The sequence below is a fragment of the Veillonellales bacterium genome, from assembly GCA_039680175.1.
GTDB lineage: Bacteria > Bacillota > Negativicutes > JAAYSF01 > JAAYSF01 > JBDKTO01.
Window position 1 is genome coordinate 24,896 of record JBDKTO010000021.1, and the last position, 20,790, is coordinate 45,685.

Annotated in this window: 21 protein-coding genes and 1 other annotated feature; of the genes, 5 read left to right on the forward strand and 16 right to left on the reverse strand. The window is 47.6% G+C overall.

Annotated features, from left to right (window positions below; all coding sequences use genetic code 11):
- Nucleotides 1-53: 53 nt before the first annotated feature.
- The 3 genes from ABFC84_03235 to ABFC84_03245 form a co-directional block, all read right to left on the reverse strand.
- Complete coding sequence (locus ABFC84_03235; protein MEN6411764.1) at nt 54-1,979, reverse strand: S9 family peptidase; 1,926 nt, start codon at nt 1,977-1,979, stop codon at nt 54-56.
- A gap of 87 nt (nt 1,980-2,066) precedes the next feature.
- Entirely contained in the window at nt 2,067-2,558 is a 492-nt protein-coding gene (locus ABFC84_03240; protein MEN6411765.1) for a YbaK/EbsC family protein, read from the reverse strand.
- 87 nt (nt 2,559-2,645) lie between these two features.
- Nucleotides 2,646-3,416: a transposase gene (locus ABFC84_03245; protein MEN6411766.1), complete on the reverse strand. Its 771-nt coding sequence runs from the start codon at nt 3,414-3,416 to the stop codon at nt 2,646-2,648.
- Between the two features lie 175 nt (nt 3,417-3,591).
- Between ABFC84_03245 and ABFC84_03250 the strand changes: the two genes are divergently transcribed.
- Complete coding sequence (locus tag ABFC84_03250) at nt 3,592-4,020, forward strand: hypothetical protein (GenBank protein MEN6411767.1); 429 nt, start codon at nt 3,592-3,594, stop codon at nt 4,018-4,020.
- Between the two features lie 45 nt (nt 4,021-4,065).
- Nucleotides 4,066-4,821 carry a sulfite exporter TauE/SafE family protein gene (locus ABFC84_03255; GenBank protein MEN6411768.1) on the forward strand — a complete coding sequence of 252 codons (756 nt, stop codon included), beginning with the start codon at nt 4,066-4,068 and terminating at the stop codon, nt 4,819-4,821.
- Nucleotides 4,822-4,828: 7 nt separating this feature from the next.
- On the opposite strand, the gene ABFC84_03260 is transcribed toward ABFC84_03255, so the two are convergent.
- On the reverse strand, nt 4,829-6,169 hold the full coding sequence (locus ABFC84_03260; GenBank protein MEN6411769.1) for a radical SAM protein: 1,341 nt from the start codon (nt 6,167-6,169) through the stop codon (nt 4,829-4,831).
- A gap of 404 nt (nt 6,170-6,573) precedes the next feature.
- Nucleotides 6,574-8,280 (reverse strand): carbon starvation CstA family protein, encoded by a 1,707-nt coding sequence (locus tag ABFC84_03265; GenBank protein ID MEN6411770.1) that lies wholly within the window; start codon nt 8,278-8,280, stop codon nt 6,574-6,576.
- Between the two features lie 44 nt (nt 8,281-8,324).
- On the opposite strand from ABFC84_03265, the gene ABFC84_03270 reads away from it, so the two are divergent.
- Nucleotides 8,325-8,453, forward strand: a complete 129-nt coding sequence (locus tag ABFC84_03270; GenBank protein ID MEN6411771.1) for a hypothetical protein — start codon at nt 8,325-8,327, stop codon at nt 8,451-8,453.
- Nucleotides 8,436-8,679 (reverse strand) — a binding site (T-box leader). (Overlaps the previous gene by 18 nt.)
- A 150-nt stretch (nt 8,680-8,829) precedes the next feature.
- Here ABFC84_03270 and ABFC84_03275 read toward each other — a convergent pair.
- Genes ABFC84_03275 through ABFC84_03320 form a run of 10 tightly spaced genes read right to left on the reverse strand, consistent with a single transcriptional unit; the run spans nt 8,830 to nt 17,482 of the window.
- Nucleotides 8,830-10,128: a CapA family protein gene (locus ABFC84_03275; GenBank protein ID MEN6411772.1), complete on the reverse strand. Its 1,299-nt coding sequence runs from the start codon at nt 10,126-10,128 to the stop codon at nt 8,830-8,832.
- Nucleotides 10,129-10,181: 53 nt separating this feature from the next.
- Nucleotides 10,182-10,448: an HPr family phosphocarrier protein gene (locus tag ABFC84_03280; protein ID MEN6411773.1), complete on the reverse strand. Its 267-nt coding sequence runs from the start codon at nt 10,446-10,448 to the stop codon at nt 10,182-10,184.
- Between the two features lie 11 nt (nt 10,449-10,459).
- On the reverse strand, nt 10,460-11,623 hold the full coding sequence (anmK, locus tag ABFC84_03285) for an anhydro-N-acetylmuramic acid kinase AnmK (GenBank protein ID MEN6411774.1): 1,164 nt from the start codon (nt 11,621-11,623) through the stop codon (nt 10,460-10,462).
- 1 nt (nt 11,624) lies between these two features.
- Complete coding sequence (locus ABFC84_03290; protein MEN6411775.1) at nt 11,625-12,380, reverse strand: carbohydrate deacetylase; 756 nt, start codon at nt 12,378-12,380, stop codon at nt 11,625-11,627.
- A gap of 18 nt (nt 12,381-12,398) precedes the next feature.
- On the reverse strand, nt 12,399-13,712 hold the full coding sequence (locus ABFC84_03295) for a 6-phospho-beta-glucosidase (GenBank protein ID MEN6411776.1): 1,314 nt from the start codon (nt 13,710-13,712) through the stop codon (nt 12,399-12,401).
- Complete coding sequence (locus ABFC84_03300) at nt 13,700-14,041, reverse strand: PTS lactose/cellobiose transporter subunit IIA (GenBank protein MEN6411777.1); 342 nt, start codon at nt 14,039-14,041, stop codon at nt 13,700-13,702. Before ABFC84_03300 ends, ABFC84_03295 begins: the two co-directional genes overlap by 13 nt.
- On the reverse strand, nt 14,038-15,306 hold the full coding sequence (locus tag ABFC84_03305) for a PTS sugar transporter subunit IIC (protein ID MEN6411778.1): 1,269 nt from the start codon (nt 15,304-15,306) through the stop codon (nt 14,038-14,040). The genes ABFC84_03300 and ABFC84_03305 overlap by 4 nt, the downstream gene beginning before the upstream one ends.
- 12 nt (nt 15,307-15,318) lie before the next feature.
- Nucleotides 15,319-15,624 carry a PTS sugar transporter subunit IIB gene (locus ABFC84_03310; protein MEN6411779.1) on the reverse strand — a complete coding sequence of 102 codons (306 nt, stop codon included), beginning with the start codon at nt 15,622-15,624 and terminating at the stop codon, nt 15,319-15,321.
- Entirely contained in the window at nt 15,621-16,541 is a 921-nt protein-coding gene (gene murQ, locus ABFC84_03315; GenBank protein MEN6411780.1) for an N-acetylmuramic acid 6-phosphate etherase, read from the reverse strand. The genes ABFC84_03310 and murQ overlap by 4 nt, the downstream gene beginning before the upstream one ends.
- 2 nt (nt 16,542-16,543) lie before the next feature.
- Nucleotides 16,544-17,482, reverse strand: a complete 939-nt coding sequence (locus ABFC84_03320; GenBank protein ID MEN6411781.1) for a BadF/BadG/BcrA/BcrD ATPase family protein — start codon at nt 17,480-17,482, stop codon at nt 16,544-16,546.
- Nucleotides 17,483-17,851: 369 nt separating this feature from the next.
- Between ABFC84_03320 and ABFC84_03325 the strand changes: the two genes are divergently transcribed.
- Nucleotides 17,852-18,985: a GGDEF domain-containing protein gene (locus tag ABFC84_03325; GenBank protein ID MEN6411782.1), complete on the forward strand. Its 1,134-nt coding sequence runs from the start codon at nt 17,852-17,854 to the stop codon at nt 18,983-18,985.
- Between the two features lie 104 nt (nt 18,986-19,089).
- Here ABFC84_03325 and ABFC84_03330 read toward each other — a convergent pair whose 3' ends face one another.
- Nucleotides 19,090-19,590: a pyridoxamine 5'-phosphate oxidase family protein gene (locus ABFC84_03330; protein ID MEN6411783.1), complete on the reverse strand. Its 501-nt coding sequence runs from the start codon at nt 19,588-19,590 to the stop codon at nt 19,090-19,092.
- Nucleotides 19,591-19,922: 332 nt separating this feature from the next.
- Between ABFC84_03330 and ABFC84_03335 the strand changes: the two genes are divergently transcribed.
- A complete protein-coding gene (locus ABFC84_03335; GenBank protein ID MEN6411784.1) occupies nt 19,923-20,783 on the forward strand; it encodes a YitT family protein in 861 nt (286 codons plus the stop codon).
- The last annotated feature ends 7 nt before the right edge of the window (nt 20,784-20,790 follow it).

Genomic DNA, 20,790 nt, shown 5'->3' on the forward strand with positions numbered 1-20,790 from the left:
ACCTGCCATTCCTGAAAAAGGCAGGTGATTTTTTTAATCTCCTATATTGTTGCTTAGGCTGCTGGTTTTAAATATTTTGCCAAAAACTTTTCCATTGCCTGATAGAAATCCATGCGATTCTCTTCATTGTGGAACCCATGTCCTTCGTTTTCTTTCACCATATATTCCACAGGGACGCCCCTGGCCCGCAGGGCATCCACAATCTGATTGGACTCATTGATATTCACCCGCGGATCATTGGCTCCCTGGGCAACAAACAGAGGAGCCTTTATCTGATCGGCATGAAAAACCGGCGACACATCCCGCAGCAGCTGGGTGTCTTGTTCCGGATTGCCCATCCGCTCATAAAACTCCGTGATGGCGGTTTTCCAGTAAGGAGGAATCGTTTTCAATAAAGTAAATAAGTTGGACGGGCCAACCAGATCAACGCCGCAGGCATAAACATCCGGCGTGAAAGTCAGACCGGCCAGCACGGCGTAGCCGCCGTAGCTGCCGCCGTAAATCGCCACCCGCTTGGGATCGGCAATTCCCTGAGAAATCAGCCACTCTGCCCCGTCGGTAATATCATCCTGCATCTTTTTCCCCCACTGTTTGTTTCCGGCATTCAGAAATGCCTTGCCATAACCGGTAGAGCCGCGAAAGTTCATCTGCAATACGGCATAGCCCCGATTGGCCAAAAACTGAACATCCGGCGCATATCCCCAGAAATCTCTTGCCCAAGGGCCGCCGTGGGGATTAATTACAACCGGCAGATTCTTGGCAGCCCGGCCTTGCGGCAATGTTAAATATCCATGGATCGTGTACCCGTCACGGGAAGTATACTGCACCGGCTGCATGACTGCCAGATCTTTCTCCTTCATCCACGGTGCAGTATCGCCAAGTTTTGTCAGTGTATCGGTGGTAATATCATAAAAGTAATACGTTCCCCGGTTGCGATCACTGCGTACTAAAACAATACATTTGTCCTCTTCCTTATCCCAGGATATTACGGATATTTCATCGCTTCCCAAATGACCGGCCAAAGCTTCATATACCTGTCGTGTCTGGTCGTCAAAAAATTGCCGGTGCAGCTTATCGGTGACATAACCGACGCCAATCAGCACCTTTCGTTTTTGCGACATTCCCGCTCCGGCCACATCAACCTCGGGATGCTCAAATAATACTTTCTCTTCCTTTGCCTGCTCCGGGTCAAACAGCACCAGCGCCTGTTTATCCCGGCCCAAGCTGGAACCTATGTAAATCTTTTTATCATCGCCGCTAAAGAAATAAGGCGTTACATTTTCCCGATAGTCAAGGGAAAGTATCTGTACGAACGGCTGCCCGGCCGCCGCCCGGTAATACACCAGATTGTTGCCGGTATCTGCGTCCTTGCCAAAAGCCAGCCGAACCGTTCCCTGGTTATCCGTCAAATAATCCGTATAGTTTCCCGGGTTTTCGACTTCAAGGGTAAGCTTGCTGTCAGTCAGATCCAGCCGGTACACATCAAAGGTCTCCCGGTTGCGCTGATTCATGACAAGCAGCAGTTCATTATCTTTATCCGGCAATATATCAAGGACCTCAGCGCGCACTCCGGAAAACGGAGTCAAATCCCGGTTTTCACCGGTTTGAATATTGACGGCATACAGGTGAAAATTTTCATCGCCGCCACTGTCCTGCTGATAAATAATCGTCTGGTCGTTTTTCCAAAAATAATGGTAAATATCCCGGTCAACTGCGTTGGTGATCCGTTTTGCTTCCGTTTGTCCCGCCGCTTGAACAAAAACATTCATCCGGTGGTTATCCGGTTTTAAAAAAGCAAAATTCTTACCATTAGGCGAAATTTGATACCCAGCGATTTCCGGATTGCGGAAAAAATCCTGCAGCGGAATTCGCGGCGCTTTCGCCTCGTTTTTCTCATTTGCAAACGCCGTCGAACAAAAGGCAAATAAAAAAATCAGCAAAATAGAATAACACCAGATTCTCTTTGTTTGATTTTTCATTATTTTTATATCCCTCCATCTATAAACCGATTCCAATAAAAATCGCCTAATTTTAATTATAGCGCAGCGATGATAATAGCTATTGCCTTATTGGAGCAAGCACTGTTCCTGCCAATTTTTGCAGACATCTACCCACTTCAAGCCCTGAGAATATTCATATAACTCATCGCAGTTCAGTTCTATGGCAGAATTGCTGCTGCCGCAGGCGGGAAAAACCGTTTTAAATCGTTTTAACGAAACATCAACAAACACCCTCACAGCCGGATTATCGATACCAAAGGGACACACTCCCCCTACCGCATGACCCGTTAGAGCAAGAACCTCATCCGGTGACAACATTTTCGCCTTTATTCCAAACTCTGCTTTAAACTTATGATTGTCAACTTTGGTATCCCCGGCTGTCACAACTAAAATACAGCCTTGTCCGCTTTTAAAAGAAAGCGTCTTGGCAATACGTGCCGGGATTACATTCAGCGCGTGGGCCGCAAGCTCCACTGTTGCGCTGGATTCATCAAATTCTAAAATATCTTTTTCCCTGTCATATTGTTTGAAATAATTTTTTACTGCTTCAATTGCCATTCCCTGATTCTCCTTCGCTGGCGATTCTAAAAGTCATACCTGGCCTAATTCAGAAGCACGGGGACGTTCATCTTGCTTACACCACATTCACGCTTTAAAAACGATGCTTTGATGAATCCCGGTTACCCGGGCAATTTGCCGCTGGGTAACCCCATCAATCCCCTTGATCTTTCTGATGATCTTGTTGCGCTCTTCAGTATCCAAACTTTGCAAAATTCCAATCGGCTGCCCGCTTAGCAATTCCCTTATCTCCCCGGCCAACGTCTCATCACTTTTCCGCTGTCTTGCCACAAATTCCATAAACTGATCCCTATTCTCTTGCTGCATAAAGCTGACAAATTGCTTAATAGCCGCTTCCCGGCTGCTGTTCAACATATCCAGGACAAACCAAGTATTGAGCAGTTCAGAACAATCCTCCCCCCCGAAATAAGCCTGACAGCTGCTCCAACGGTACTCCTCCGGCTTTGCCGCCAGATTTGCTTTCACAGGATTATTATGAATATAGCGGAGAACACCCAGCAAATATGCTTCCGTTTCGACTTCCTCGCTTTGAAATCGATTCTGAAAGACATGCCCGACCCGGTCGTATTTTTGATTATACCACCATGCATAGCTCGTGCCGATACGCTTCATGATAACCGACAATTCTTCCTTTTCTTCATGCAATAAGAGATGGATATGATTTCCCATCAGACAATACCCGTAAACAGCGCAGTTCCCATTTTCTTTAACCCGCTTTATCGTTGCCAGAAAGCGGCAGCGATCCTCGTCATCAAGAAAGATATCCTGGCGATTTATTCCTCGCATCATAATATGATAAATTCCGCTGGCACTCTTTTTTCTTGCACATCTTGCCATATTTTTTCTCCTATTTTGTTTTTTTGTCATCCCAGCTCTATTCTAGCATAATTTTTAGCTGGAAGCAAAAAGAACGTCCCCCGGCTTCAAATCAAAACAACCCGGCCTTTGCAGGAAACTGTGTCGCTGATGCGGAACATACTCAGTAGTAAAAATTAGCAAAGGAGATCATATCATGAAAAAAACTAAATTAGTACTTTTATTAGCCGGATTCATGCTGCTTGTTTTGGGGATATATACACCAAATGCTTATGCAGCCGATAAAACTGTAACCGTAAAAGTTAGCGTTAATCCGGATTTCTGGAACAGCAGGATTACGTTTCCCAATGGCAATAAAGCAGAAATCAGCGGCATCGGCGTAGCCTTGCTGGATAAAGGACTGCCACAAGTATTTAAGACACTGACCACGGGGCAGAATGAATTATCCTTTACCTATACCGGGCCGGAAGATTCGGATTACCAGATAAAGATTCCTTTTTTGGCCGGTCCCGGAGCATCGGTTTATCAACAGATTGAAAAAATAACAAACAACGGGCAGACTCTCGTCTATACAATCGGCCTGGAGACTATCCGGCCATTAAAGCTAGAATGTACCCAGCAATAAGACGAGTCTTCTCTTTTATTTCACTGAAAATTACAGAGGCATAAAATGATAACGACAACTACGATTTTATTACTGATTACTTCCTTCGCCGCCGGTTTTATTGACAGTATATCCGGCGGCGGCGGTTTATTGCTGCTGCCGGCGCTGCTGATTTCCGGCCTGCCGCCGCAGACGGCCATCGGGACTAACAAGTTTACCGCGACATTAGGCCTCAGCAGTTCCCTCCTGAATTTCATCGTAAACAAGAAAATAGACTGGCAGGTGGTGCGCCAGGGAATACTTCCCTCCCTGGCAGGCAGCCTTTTAGGCGCTAAATTGCTTCTTTTGTTTTCCAATGAAACTGTGGGGAAAATCATCCTCGTCCTTTTGCCCCTGGCGATTGCGGCAACGCTTTGGCCCCACAAGCAAGCGGAGCGTGCCGAGTCCGTTCAGGTATCCAGAATAAAGGTTCCTGCCGTTTGTCTGGTGATCGGCTTTTACGACGGCTTCTTTGGGCCGGGAAGCGGCAGCATTCTGCTCCTGGCCTTATATTTATTTATCGGCCTGGATCTGGTGAAAGCTTCCGCTACAACAAAAGCCTTCTCCTTTCTCACCTGTCTTACTTCCGTAGTCGTATTTTTCAGTAACGGCATCGTTTTGCTATCCCTTGGCCTGCTGCTGGCGGCGGCAAATATTGCCGGAAATTTTCTGGGGAGCAAGCTGGTTATGCAGAAGGGGACAAAAATAGTAAAAGCCTGCCTGGCAGTATCGCTGGCTATATTATTTGCCTCTTTATCCGCAAAGTATCTAATGAATAAATGATCCTCTGCTAGCACCGCCGATCCCACAGTTCATCCGCCAGCCGGCCCCATTGCTCCGCATAAGGCATCATTTTCCGGGAAAATTCTTCTGCTGTTTCATCGACATGCTGTTGTGTCCATGCAGCCTTTGCTTCTATAACTATATCCTGCAGCATCATTGGATTATCAATTAATGGGCAGGGGCGCAATAAATTCTGATTAAACGGCTGACGTTTCTGATAGGCCCGGAACAGAGGATTACCCAGTGCTTCCTGCAGACTGACATCTTTGATATTGCAGACGCTGTAATGTACAAAGGCACAGGGTTCAACATCGCCGTTCGCATTGATATGAAAATAACGCCGGCCGCCGGCGATACAGCCGTTGCACGAATCGCCGTCATTCCAGAAATCCAGCAAAAAAATCGGCTTTGTCTGCCGCAGTTCCCGCATACGCTCAAACATCCATTTTCTCTGCTGCGGTGTAGCCATTCGCCCTAAATCAACATCTCTACCGATTGGTATATACGTGAAATACCAGGCAAAAGCAGCGCCCCTATCGACCAGCATATCGACAAATTCATCACTACCCAGTTCGACGACATTTTGCTTATTATAAGTAACAGACGTACCAAAAACCAAACCCGCGTTTCGCATCAACTCCATGGCATGCATCACTTTCTGGTAAGTCCCCTGTCCGCGGCGAAAATCTGTGCTTTTTTCAAACCCTTCAAGGCTGAATGCCACTGAAACATTTCCCAGTCGAACCATTTCATCAACAAAATTCTGATCAATCAGGGTACCATTGGTAAACATCATAAAAGCCAGCTCCGAATGTTTTTCTGCCAGCTTAAAAATATCAGTTTTACGAACCGTCGGTTCGCCGCCGGAGTAAATAATAAAATGTATGCCTAAATCCGCCGCCTCGGAAAAAATACGATCAAGCAGCGCAATATCCAGTTCACGGGCACACTGATAGTCCCCGGCCCAGCAGCCGGTGCAGTGTAAATTGCATTTTTCGGTGGGGTCAATCAATATCGCCCAGGGAATGCCGATTCCCAGTTCTTTCTCCACCTGCCGCTGTTTCGGCAAGCCTTCCATAACAGCATTCACAAAAAAAGTGCTGGCTAACCGCTTCCGGACGTGAGGATGGGTCCTGGTTAGCAAATTGACCACATATTGATGCCAATTATTTGCCGGCTCTTCCACCAATGGTTGAATATCCCGCAATATTCTTTGCTGCTCCGGATCATGAATCATCAGTTTGAGAACCTTAATAATCCGGGGAATACTCTTTTCCGGGTTACCTGACAGTAATGTCAACACCTGTCCCAGCAACTTTTCCTCAATATACGTTTTCTTCAATTCCATAAAACAGTCGCCCCCTGAAGGGCACCGCCAGGGAATGGATGTGGTGACCGGCAGTCTTTTCTCTTAATAGGATTTGAATCAATAGCAGCGTGATTGCTCTCTGCGCATCTACCCCTTATAAGGTGTCCGTTTTTTTGAAATAGACCTCCGAATCTGCCCTTGCTCCGGCCTTTACCAGAATACAGCCGAATCTCTGAGAAGGCCCTGAGGCAGGTTTTCCGCAGAATCTAATTCTTACTTCAATTATATCATGAATTTCGTGGTATTTTTGTGGATCAAATTATTGTTTGAAAATCAGAGCCGCTATTTATCTGATCAATCAGGTAAATAGCGGCTCCTGTGTTATCGCCAGAGGAATTCAGCTGCGTCGCAAATCTTTCCCGGCAAATTCAGCTTGAAAATTTTTAACCTAAACGATTGTTTCCCTCCGCCGGAAGCGATGGGCTGGCAGAAGGATCAAATAATTTTCTAACACTGGTAGAGGCAATCAGCAGTGACAAGGTAATCAGCGCGATGGCCACGATTAACTGCAGACCGTCCGTCAGGAAAGAAAAGCCGCCGGTATAGAGGATTTTATTGACAATACCGTAGATTGACATTAAGAGGGCAAGCAGCGTAACGACAAACATAAAGCACATAGGAATGTAAAGCATCTTACCCTGACGCCCGGTGACTTTCAGGAAAACGGCCAGCGCAATCAGCACCAGCGCGGAGCACAGTTGGTTGGCTGCGCCGAACAGCGGCCAGACATTCATGTATCCGCCCAGGCACAGCAAATAGCCAAAGAACAAAGTGATCAGCGTAGCAAAGTATTTATTCGTCAACACACGCTGGACCGGCGACATTTTCGCCGGCTCAGTCGTATCGCCCGTGAATAACTCCTGGAAACACATCCGGCCGATACGGCCGACGGAATCCAAGGTAGTCAGGGCCAGGGCAGATACGCACATCGTAATAACACAAGTCGCTACATGGCGGGACAAACCGAACATGGACATAAAATTGCCGACAGAAGCAGAGAATATCTGAAACGGCGTTCCTTTCGGCATCACACCGCCGGTGGCGGCAGCGCCAACAACGATCAACGCCACAACAGCCAAAATCGTCTCAACCAGCATGGAACCGTAACCGACAAACAGCATGTCTTTTTCGTTGGAAATTGTTTTAGAAGAAGTACCGGAAGAAACTAAGCTGTGAAAGCCGGAAACAGCACCGCAGGCAATAGTAATAAAGAGGATCGGAAACATCGGCTTGCCACTGACTTCGAAGCCGGAAAAAGCGGGAAGTTCAATTGTCGGATTGGTAAAAATAACACCGATGACACCGCTGGCAATCATGCCCAGCAGCAGGAAAGAGCTTAGATAATCCCGCGGCTCCATCAGCAGCCACATGGGCATAACAGCCGCCATAAACATATAGGCAAAAACGACATAAACCCAGGTTGTTTTCGTAAAATACAGGGGATAAGCGATACCGGCCGCCAGCATTCCGAGGATCAATAGAATTCCTACTGCCAGCTTCGGTTTTTCCGCCAGGGGAACCTTTTTTAAGAACAGTCCGAAAAAAATAGCAACAACAATATACAGCATGGAAATAGACGCGGCAGCGGCATTAGGCGTGGCCAGTGAACCATTGGCGCCAAAGCCGTTGAAAGTGCTGGCAACAATGTCAACAAAAGCAGCTATTATCAACAAAGTAAACAGCCAGGAAAACAGCAGGAACATTTGCTTGCCGGTTCTGCCGATATACTTTTCAATCAGCATCCCCATCGACTTGCCTTCGTTCTTGACAGAAGCGTACAATGCGGAAAAATCCTGAACCGCACCAAAGAAAATTCCGCCGATCATCAGCCAGAGCATGACCGGTACCCAGCCGAACATAGCGGCGATAATCGGGCCGGTAACCGGTCCGGCGCCGGTAATGGAAGAAAATTGATGGGCGAACACAGTATATTTTGAAGAAGGAACATAGTCGTTGCCGTCTTCAAACCGATATGCCGGCGTTCTGGCCTGAGGATCAATCCCCCATATCTTTGTCAGCCAGCGGCCGTAGATAAAGTAGCCGCTTGCACAGACAAGCAGGGCGATACATAATAAAGTTAAACCATTCATAATTCCACATACTCCTTTTCTTGTTTATGCCCGCCGGCAATCTCATGTCGCGATCATGGCGGCTGCCGGCGGGCGGTTTCTACTATCCGGCAGTTCCCTTGGCAAAGACGAAACCAGCCAATAAAAAATCCCCCGTCTTCGCCACGGTTTACCGTGTTGAAGACGAAGGATAGTTCTCTCCGCGTTACCACTTCTTTTGCTGTTCGTTCAGCCACTCTGCCATATCGGGAAAATTCCGAATATGCTTCTTTTTAACGGTAGAAACCCGGATACTGCCTACTTTAGTTTCAGCATACGGCTCACAGATGATAAAAAATGGAGTGTTCCGCTGTCTTCCACCAACCGACAGCTCTCTGCAGGACAAACTTTCATTTTTGTAATTCTGTTCATCGCATTTAGAATATTCTATTGACATATAATATATCACTAACCATTTTCCCTGTCAACAAGATAATACTTTGTCTAAATCCGGCGTACAAATGTGCATTTGTTTTATCGGCCTGTGATTTTCTTACGGACACGTCCTGCCGCAGTGGCACCTCAGTCCTTTTATTTCAATCCAATCGTTCCTACGCCATCCTCTATGGTAATTTTTGTACCGAATTCCGCCGATAAACCAGCAATATCCCGCAAAATGCGTTCGCCATTTTCCTGATCGGCAAACTGCGGACGGCCCCGACGGGCTCTGTTATATTCAAACCCCAGTGAAAGCGGCGTTAACGTAATTTCAGCAATTTCCCCATCCGTAACCGCAAAAGAAACCATTGCCGATTCGAATACCCTGTGATCGACAGCCAGGCCTCTTGTTCCATTGGCACTGCGGGCATCCAATCCATCCGACACGGTATTCTCCGGGCCCAAATCATACAGATCATAAAATTCGGTCGGCTGCCGTTCCACCGAATCGTTTTGGAAAATAAAATCGCCAAGGCTGTAAAAGATCGGACGGCTTTTATAAATTTCAATGCCGCGCCAAATATGGGGACCGTGACCAATATAAGCATGAGCGCCGCTGTCAATGCACAATTTGGCAAAATCCCGGGCAAAATCCGCCGGGCGGTCTTTCGCCAGTCCTTTACGCTCATGGGTATGATGACTGACCAAGACAACATCGGCCTGCCGGGCGGCTTCCCTGATAGACCGGACAATCCGGGCGGCATCTTTGGAATTCATCGTAGTTACCGTTCCCGGCTCATCCCCCGGTTCAAACCGGATACTACCAACATAATAGCCGCCTTCAGCCGGTTTGGCAAAGCCTTCTTTTTCATTTAAAATCCGGTTGGCATTTACCTCCGTCTGCTCGACGATTTCCCGCAACTTTCTAAAGTCATCCGGGCGCACTTTATGAACCGCCTGATAACGGAGAACATTGGCCCCCGGGCGGCCGGGAACGTCCGGCCGCTGAGCGCTGGCCATACCCCATTCCGCTATCGTGGAAGTAACGCCGATCAGCGCGACCCGCCCCTGGGGTGTATCAAGATAGCGGGGCTGCGAGGCTTCCGCCAGATTTCTGCCCACACCGGCATGGATACATTCATTTTCATCAAGATGGTTCATCGTCGTTAAAATGCCGCCGATATTCCAGTCAATCGTATGATTATTCGCCCAAGCCATCATATTGAAACCGAGCCGTTTGATATCCTGCAAAACCTCCGGCCGGGCAGCCGCCCATGTGCCGCCGCTCGCCGGTGCCGGATAGACTTCAAAATCATGCAAAAGAATCTCAAAGTTCGTAAAGCGAACATCATGCGCTTCTATATAGTTTTTTAATTCAGCAAAATGCACATCATGCGGTAAACGCTGCGTAATAAAGGAATCACCTGCTGCCACAATAGAAATTTTCGACATAGCATCCCACTCCTTTTAATAAATGCTCAACGGATTAAAAAGATAAGCTTACGCTATCTTTCCCCCAATCCGGACTTGATGAGAGCGACAACATCCGCCAGGGCCTTCGCCTCTGCTTCGCCGTTTACCCTCACATTTATGCTATCGCCTTGTTTGATTCCCGCACTCATTACCGCCAGCATACTCTTGGCATTATAGGGCTTGCCGTCTTTCACCAGTTCGACCTGGCAGGAAAAGCGGCTGGTTAATTGAATCAGTACTGCGGCGGGGCGGGCATGCAGCCCTATTTTATTTACGATAGTTACAGGTTGTTCTAACATGAATTATCTCCTTAAAATGAAATTTTTCCCATGACGACCGGTATTCGGGCTCCGGTTACAGCCGGCAGGTTATTCGAATGTCCGCTAATGGCCTCATTCCCCAGCAGCGCAAAGGCGACCGCCTCTTTGGCATCACTGGAGAATCCCAGTTCCTCCTGCAATCGGACCGGGATTTCCGGCAATTCCCGCCGCAGCCTGGCGACCAGCGTCTGATTATGGCTGCCGCCGCCGCTAAGAATGACCTCGTCTATCTTATACAGTGGCAGAATAAACCGGCGGTACGCAGCAGCTATACTTTTAGCGGTAAAACAAGTCAAAGTCGCAAGTATATCTGCGGCATTTACGCCATGGGCAAGATTCTTACCGACAACCTCTGCCGTATATTGATCCCCGAATACTTCCCGACCGGTAGTCTTAGGCGGCGATTGGTTCATGTAGGGATGAGACATCAGTCCGGCTAGCATGCTCTCGTTAACGCAGCCCTTGCCGGCCCATTCTCCTCCTGTATCGTACTGAAGCCTGCCATTGGTCAGCATGCTTACGGCAAAATCAAGCATCATGTTACCGGGTCCGGTATCAAAGGCAGTCACCGTCTCCGCTCCGCCGCCTGCCGGCAGCACAGTGACATTGGCAATTCCGCCAATATTTTGCAGAAGGCGGGTGTTCCGGGGATGACGATACAGCAGATATTCGCTGTAAGGCACTAGCGGTGCACCTTGTCCCCCTGCGGCAACGTCCCGGACCCGAAAATCGGCGACCGTAATGACGCCGGTACGCTCGGCAATAACCGCAGCTTCGCCGATCTGAAGAGTACTACTTCCGGGCTGATGCCAGATAGTCTGACCATGAGAGGCAATCAGATCCAGATCGGAAAGTCTGATACCGGCCTCCCGACATACGTCAATCACTGCGTCGGCAAATAATCCCCCCAAAACAAAGTTAAGGGAGCAAATTTTGGCAGCAGTTGAGGTTTCCGGCCGGCAGGCTTCCCGGATGGATTGTCGCGTAGCTGCATCGTAACTAACCGTCTTAAAAGCAATTTGACTTACTTGTGAACGTATGCCGCTGCCTGTAATTTTTACAAGAACCGCATCAATACCGTCCAGTGAAGTTCCGGACATTAACCCAACGACTAAACGTTCTCTTTTTTCATACAGCCGTAACAATCGCTGCATATCAAGCCTGCAATGCGTCAAACCCCACCAGACGGACGCCGTTCTGTTTAATGAAATCCTTGATTGCCTGAGAAGTTAAAGCGGCCAATTCGTTTTCACGCCAGTGATTGTAGGAGCTAATCTCGTAAAGCAATGGATCTGGTTTGGCCGGATGGCACATGATCTCTAACGTTCCGTCAGGCTGGGTTTGAATAATTTTTTTTAAATTATTCAACGTCGCCCCCTGCTCATAAAACTTTAATGAAATGGAATCGGTAGTTGCTATGCCCGCTTTTTTTATATTACCCCGCACAGTCTCATTGCCTTGCCGCAGCGGAACGCCTAACTGCTGCGCCAGCTCTACCACTATGGGAAGTATTTTCCCATGGGTATGGACATGGTGGTGACTGTCCAAATGAGTTAACCCCAATCCTAAGGTTAAGAATTTTTCAGCCTGAGCGCTTAGTTCACGTTTTACATCCGCCGGATTCATGAACGGTACCGCTTCCGCAACTCTGCGCCTAAACCGGCCGTTGACATCGACCAAGCTGGGAACTTCACTGACCGGAAGAACCGGCTGGCCAAATGTAAGGTTAAGATGAAGACCCACCCGGCTAATGCCATGTTTTTTTATTTTTTTAACAGCTTCCCCAGTATAGCCGGTATTCACCATCAAGGAAGTATCCGTAACGATTCCCCGGGTCATCGCCTGAATAACCCCTTCGATACAGCCGGGTGTCAGGCCCAGATCGTCTGCATTTATAATTAAATTCAGCATATACCCTATCTCCTTTCCCTACGCCTTAAACTGAGGCAAATACGCCGCATTTAACAGCAGCAGATCAGCCAATAATTGCTTTGCAACCCCCACCGACGGCACCAGCGGGTGGTTTACCAGCGCCTGCATCGCCTTGCTGCGATCGCCATGCACTCCAGCCTCAATTGCCAGCATTTCATAGGCCTTAACATGCTGCACCAGTCCGAAAAGTTCCGGCGGCAGCTCTCCTACCGTTAACGGCAATGCGCCGTTTTTGCTGATCACACAATTTGTTTCAATCACGCAGTCAGCCGGCAAGCCGCTTATGGTTCCCCTGTTTATGGTATTCACCGTATGTATTTCCCGTTTATCATTATAAATGGCGCTAATGAGCGATACCGCGGCGTCTGAATAATAAGCGCCGCCCCTTTTTTCAAGTTCCGCCGGTTTTTCAGCCAATTGGGGATCTTTATAAAGTTCAAATAACCTGGCCTCTACCATCTTCACTACCTCGGCTCTTGTTCCTGCCCCGCCCGGTGCCGCCGCCGCCTGTTCTTCGGCCAATAATGCGTCTGTCATATAGTAATAGCGGTGATAAGGACAAGGCACCATGCCAAGCGCCTGCAGGAAATCGCCGTCCCATTTAAGATCCGGTATATTCTTCATAGTAAGAGCCGCCCCGTCCTGCATCATAGCCAAAATCCTAGCAGTTACATCCATACCCTTAAGCCACACCCTGCGCCCCCAGACAAGATGATTCAATCCGACAAAATCAATAAACACATCGTCGGCAGCAGCATCCAGCAATTTGGCAATCGTCATCTTCATATGGATCGGTACATTACATAATCCAATACATTTTATCTGCGTATAGCGTAGAACGCTTTCTGTAATCAGACCCGCCGGGTTCGTAAAATTGATTAACCAGGCATCCGGGCAGATATCGGCCATATCCTGACAAATATCAAGAATGACCGGAATGGTACGCAGCGCCTTGGTAAAGCCTCCCGGGCCGGTAGTTTCCTGTCCCAGTACGCCGTACTTTAAAGGAAACCGCTCATCCCTGGCCCGGGCGTCAAGGCCGCCGACCCGGAATTGAGTCACGACAAAGTCGGCGCCAAGCAGCGCTTTCTTTCGATCAAAGGATACTGTAACCTTGCTCTTAAGCTTAGCCCGCTGCATCATCCGACGTGCTAACCCGGCGACAATTTCTACCTTGTCCTGTCCTATGGGGATATCGACAAGACATATCTCAGCGACCGGCAGTTCTCCCGCCCGCCGAATAAAGCCATCGATAAGTTCGGGAGTATAACTGCTGCCCCCGCCGATCACCGCAATTTTTAACCCTGACATTGGAACGCCTCCAGTTTATTGCCAAGCTGTTTGATTGTCTTATGCATTTCAACCATATTCTCGATTAGATTTTTTTCCGCCAGCGCTGTCATCAAATGATCTTGGGCATGAACCAGCAGCAGCGTTACAGCCACTTTATTGCCCTGAGCTTCCTGCTGAATCATCTCAGCCTGGACCCGATGGGCAGCACCGACTTCTTCCTCCGCCCGCCGTAAGTGTTCGGCCGCCTTGTCAAACTCTCCGGTCTGAGCGGCATGCAGCGCGTCATAGGCTTCCGCCCTGGCGTTACCGGCATGAAGAATAATCGTAAAAATCACTTCTTCTGTCATGTTCTCTCCTCCTCTGGTTCCCCGGCAGTTCCTTCTTTAATGAGTTTTCGCTCATAGGCTTTGAGGAACGGGTAATATAGTGCAGCAGTAACTATGATATTGACAAACACCAGCAGAATTGCCCGCCAGTCGCCGCCGGTGGCAAGATAGGCACCAATCGGCGCCGGCAGTGTCCAGGGTACCAGGATATACGGCTTGCCTACGAGGCCAATATCCATGGCAAAATAGGTAAGTATGCCGATGATCACCGGGCCAAGGACAAACGGTACAAACAGCAGCGGATTAAGCATCACCGGAGTGCCGAATATCACCGGCTCATTGATATTGCAAACTCCCGGCAAAATCGCCGCCCGGCTCATGCTTCTGAGATAAGGAGCCTTCGAAAACAGCATGATAAGCACCAAGCTGAGGGTCGCCCCCGAACCGCCGATCCAGACAAACCACTGAAAAAAGGGTTCCGGTGCAATATTCGGAATCGGCTGACCCGCTGCAGCCGCAGCAATATTTTGGTCTAAAAGTACCAGCCACACGGGCCTTGCCACACTGCCAACGACTGAGTCGCCATGAATTCCGGTAGCCCACAGCAGCGTTATAATAATAATCGGCAGCAAAATACCCGCCAAAGTATTGCCTGCCAGCACTAAGGGCTGAAATAATTGCAGGACAAAATGATGAATATCAAACCCGAGAGCATCCCGTATTGCCCAGACTGCCGGGATGATTATTGCCGCCGGGATCAATGCCTCAAAGGATTTGGCAACAGACTCCGGCACTCCTTCCGGCATTTTGATTGTCAATCTCCTGTTCTTGGCAAATCGCAATACTTCTACGGCAAAAATAGCCATAATGATAGCGACAAACATACTGCCGCCGCCGAGGTTCTCCATTAGAAGCGCCAGTCCCTTATCCTGATAAGCAACCGGCACACTTGTCAGCAGGAAAGCGGTCATCGCCAGCACGCCCCCGGAAATGCCATCCAATTTATAAGATTTAGCTAGATAGTAGCCAATACTGTGGCAGGCATAAAGCGCCATCAATCCCATGGTCAAGCGGAAGGGTATGAGAATTTGGCCGGCGTAGGGCTTGACTATAGCTGCTAAAAATGGCACTGGAGGAAAAGCCAGAACCAAAAAGAAACTGCCGACAATAATGAGGGGTATGGTAGAAATAATGCCGTCGCGTACTGCTCTGAGGTGACGTTGTTCTGAAAGTCTCGTCATGAAAGGTATCAGGTATTTGTCCAGCAGTTCAAAAAATTTATGCATCTACTCCTCCGACTAGCCCAGAACTTTCTTGATGTGGGCAAGAATCATCCCCCCGCCCAGCGGACTATAGCCCTGGGGCGGGATAACCGAGACCGGAACACTATATTCGGCAGCAGCCGCTTGAAAGAAATTAACCCGATGACGTACCTGGGGCGCAACCAGTGCTATATCCCAGCCATTTTTTACTTCTTCGGCAAACTCGCCGCTGCCGACCGACTTTACTTCAACATTTATGCCAGTCTTAGCCGCTTCCTTTTCAATCGCTTTAACCACGATAGCGCTGGACATTCCGCCCGAGCATACCAGTAATATCTTCATCTCTCCCTCTCCTCATCCATAGTTGTAATTGCCTTGCGAATATAGCCGCCGGCCGCGGCAAGATAGCGGGAGGCCTGTTCGGCGGAACACCCCCGCTTGAGCATGACAATAGCCGTCTTGGGATTGAATCCGGCCTGAGCCAGAACTTCACCCGCCCGCTCCCGGCTTACTCCCGTGGCCTGCCCAACAATCCGCTTCGCCCTTTCCATCAGCTTCCCATTGGTCGGTCGAACGTCGACCATTAAGTTACCGTACACCTTGCCAAGGCGGATCATACTCGCGGTAGTCAGCATATTGAGCACTAATTTCTGGGCAGTACCGGCCTTCATCCGGGTAGAACCGGTAATTACCTCGGGCCCGACCAGGGGAGTGATCGCCAGCTTAGCAGCCTTTGACACCGCCGATTCCGGCGTACAGCTTATGGCGATCGTAAAAGCGCCCACCTTATTGGCATATTCTAAGCCGCCGATAACATACGGGGTTCTGCCGCTGGCAGCAAGCCCGACTACTACATCCCTCCCACCCAGTTTTATTGTTTGGAACTGACGAATAGCGCCATCGTGCTGATCCTCAGCTCCCTCTACTGCCTGTACCAAAGCTGAATCACCCCCGGCAATCAGCCCGATGACCAGCCCGGGCTCAACCCCAAAGGTAGGCGGACATTCGGCGGCGTCCAGCACACCTAACCGGCCGCTGCTGCCGGCTCCGAAATAAACCAGCCTTCCGCCAGCCTCAAAGGCAGCCGTTATCTTCTCCACCGCAGCGGCAATACGGGGAATTTCTTTTGCTACCGCACCGGCAATCCTGCTGTCCTCAGCATTAATCACCTTAAGCAGATCGTTTGTCTCCAGCCTATCAATATTCGCCGTTTGCAAGTTGACTGCTTCTGTCAGCAGTCCGTCTATTTCTAAACCCAATTCTATCGCTCCTGCCTAAAATCAGTAATTTCCGGAATACATTCAAGCGCCAGGCTCACCGCGCCTGCTACCGGCGGATTCGAAGCAGACACAACGACAGCCTTATCGCCCAAGACATTCTCCACCTGGTTGCGAATCAACGGTATATTGCTGATAATTCCGCCGAACATACATACTGGAACGGGCTCTCGCTGACTAAATCCCCGGACAATGACCGACTCCACTAAAGAAGCAAGCTCGTTTCCCGCTTGAATCAATATCTCGCTTGCCACTTCATCTCCCTGTTCTGCAGCTCTGGCTGCCACTTGTGATAACGCAGCAACATCAGCCTTCGCTATCGCCGGCTGATTCATATAGCCAATCATTTCATCCCAGCTTTTTAGTCCTAATTTTTCCATTATCATTTTCATTAATACCGTAGCTTTATCCCGTCCCTCGGCAGCCCGAATCCCGCGCACCAGTGCCTGACGACCAATCGCATAGCCGCTGCCCTCATCACTGGCAAGGTGTCCCCAACCGCCGGCGCGAATCACTTCGCCCTGCCGATTGATTCCATAAGCAATGGAACCGGTCCCGGCAATTAAAATGACGCCCACCGCTTTACCCAAGCCCGCAGCCATCGCAATTTTCGCATCACTGTTAACTAAGTACCGGCACTGTAAATCGAATTGGGCAAGTGTCTCCATAACAATTTGCTGATCCCCGATACGATCAGCCCCAGCCAGTCCTAAGCTGACGACCAGCAAATCAGTCTTCTTTAAATTGCAGCAAGCAGCAAGCTCTTCAATAATACTGGCAATGACGGCCTTAAATGCAGCCAACCCAGTTGTATGGTAGTTGCCTGACCCTTTCACCACCCGGCCTAGCACCCGACCGTTAAGATCGGCGGCATAGCCTATTGTTTTAGTTCCGCCGCCGTCTATGCCTATTACCCATTGCATCAGCATCACCTACTATAACCTTTTTCTTATTCATCAATATTTGACACAAGCTGCTTCCTTTCCTTTTAGTGCGGCCAAAGAAGTCCGGTATATGCCCATGCAAATTTCTCCAACAAACGATGAAACCGCCAAAAACGATGCAAAAACGTGACACAGAGACAATGTCGCTTTATTTTCAACCGGAAGCAAAAGAAACGTCCCCTTGCTTTCCATGAAAGCGGAATTTGTTTGAACTTCCCCTTGCTCCCGAAAATCAGCATGCAAGTAAAAAGAATGGCTGATTTTGGAACTTCTTGGAACTTCTTATAACAAAGCAGGTATTTGGGTACTGTATACTGAAATAAACTGTCAGGAAAATTAGGTAGCAGAATGAGTGAGGCAGATGCTATGTCTATATTCCCGAATGCTCCTGACAGTGCGGTGGAACAATTTTATTTAAAGGAAGATCTGTTACATACTAAAATAGCAATCATTGTTGCTATTTGTTTTTGTCTTATATTTATACGCAACGATTACGTTTTTTTTGGGATAGGTCCCCTGTTTTTTCAGGCAGTTTTGGCGCGTGTTATTTTTGCGTCACTATCTGCCGGAGCCTTGTTCCTTCTTCGTAAAATAAAGACGTATCGGCAACACGAACAGTTAGTTTATATGTGGTGCAGTCTTCTTATTTTGCTGTGTACTTATATCAATATAACCAGGCAAGTGGATAATATTAATTTTACTTATCTTAATCCTTTGGTCGTCCTCTTGATCGCGATTTATCTTCCAGGAAATATATGGAAAAAGATCATTCTGGCTGGCTGGCTTGCTACTAGTGATTTAACGATTGTGGTATTCCTGAAAACTCCAAAATATGCCTTATCCTTGGAAGTAATAGCATCTTCTTATTTGCTCTCACTATTATTAGGGTTTGTAATTGCGGCTAAATTTCGTAATTTTCGTTATGAGCAATATTATGCTTTGGTAAAGGAACATACCCTGCGCCTGGAGTTGGAGAAGGTTGCTTATACCGATTATTTGACAGGGGCCTTGAACAGGCGAAAGTTTTTTCAGTTAGGAGAACGTCAGTTTAACCTATTTAAAGAAAGCGAAGGATTCTTTTCGATTATCATGCTGGACGTGGACTATTTTAAAAATTTGAATGATAAATTTGGGCATGCCGCCGGTGATATTTTTTTGAAGTCATTTACCAAGACTATAGTAGACCATAAACATTCTGGTGATATTCTTGGCCGATTAGGCGGAGAAGAGTTTGCTTTGATTTTACCTGGAACCAAGCTCGAATCTGCTATAGAAACGGCAGAAAGATTGCGGAATTTATCTGAAAATAATGAAGCATTTTTTAATAAAAAAGTGCTGCAAACCACAGTAAGTATCGGCGTAACCGAAGTATCGACAAAGGACAAGGCATTCCATGATGTTTTAAAAAGAGCGGACGATGCTCTCTACCTAGCCAAAAGCAAGGGTCGTAACCGTGTCCAATTAATAGCTAGAGATGCCTAATACAAATTGATAGAAATCTTCGTGGCAGCCTCGATAATCGGTGGCAATTTCACCGTCTTGGTGGATAAGGCAGTTTTCAATAAAGCTAGGTTCTTGCCGAGCTGTTATTTTTGTGCAGCCACTTCACGTTTTTTGGCTGATAGAGAATTAACACGCAAACGTAATACAGAAATTCCCGGCACTACTTCGTGCTGAAAATGATAGTTTTGACCTTCTTTTACATCGTATTGACGAAGCATTGTCTGGAGCGCTGCCACCTTTTCTTCCTCTGATACATATTCCATCGCTCCATTACCCATAACGCATTCAAATTCCATTGTGCATTCACAAGCACCTACCTGAGGACCGGTCACGATACCATGTGTATTTTCCATGACAAAACTAACTTTGTTATTCTTTTTAATCAGGTCATGCTTCCTGCCTTCTTTCGCACCATGAAAATAAATGTTTACTTTGTCATTATCTTTTACTTCCATTCCAAAGGTCAGCGGAACTACATAGGGATATTCGTCATCGAAAAACGCTACGTGGCAAACTTTGCAGGTTTTCATCACTTTTATAATATTGTCAAATCCGGTTATTTCCCGATCATGCCTTCTCATCATTTTCACTCCCCATTTTTTATCGAGCCCTTTTCTTCTCCGTCAATATTTGACACAAGCTGCATGCTTTCCTTTTATTATGCACAATAACATCCGCCACTATATAACGAGGGACCGAACCTTCATCTTCTGGCGGCACAGCAGCTGTCGCCTTGTATCCCAGCAGCCCCGTCCCTTTTGACACCACCGCAGCAGCAACATTGGCTCCCGTACAGCCTTAAAAAATTCATGCCCTGTTTATCCATTTTGGGGGTTGTTTTTCCTATGCACATTGTATATAATATTCTTGCTGGTAATGATTATCATTATCAATAAATTGAAGGGATGTGCTTTTTATGTCCTTACTGATAAACTCTCGACGGAGATTGCTTATTCGCTATGCATCAATCGGTGCCGGCAGTCTCTTGTGTGCAGTCAGTATTAATACTTTTTTGGTTCCTCACCACCTGTTAAGCGGCGGCTTGGCCGGAATTGCAATGATTGCTCACTATCTTTTTAACTGGCCGATAGGCTTGCTGGTTGCCTTGATGAATGTGCCCCTTTTTTATCTTGCATACCAACAATTTGATAAAGAATTCTTTTTTTGCGCATTGTACGGCATGCTGGTTTTTACCTTGGGTATTGACTTAACCCGGTGGTTATCTCCTCTGCAGGTGGTAGATGACATACTGTTAGCGACAATCTACGGCGGAGTACTATCCGGGATTGGATCCGGGCTGGTATTTAGAGTAGACGGCAGCTCGGGAGGAACCGATATTATCGCCATGCTGTTGAAAAAATATTACGCATTTAACGTAAGCTATGTCGGCCTTGAAATTAACTGTGTCTTAATGACAATTGCGGCTTTCTTATTTGGCATAAAACCGGCAATGTATACCCTGCTTTCGATGTATGTTGGTGCTACGATTACTGATAAGGTAATCCAAGGTTTTAATAAAAAGAAGACTATAACTATCATTTCGGATTATAATGAGGCTATCGCCGATGCGATATTGACTGAAATCGGCAGGGGAATAACCTTCTTAAACGGCGAAGGCGCCTATACGAGTAACAAACGCAAAGTCATTTTTATCGTCGTCAAACTAACTCAAATTGCCAAAATAAAAAGGATTGTTAATGAGTTGGATACTAATGCTTTTATGATCGTGCAGGATGCGACTGAAGTACTTGGCAAAGGTTTTTCTTTGCCGGGTTAGGCTTGAT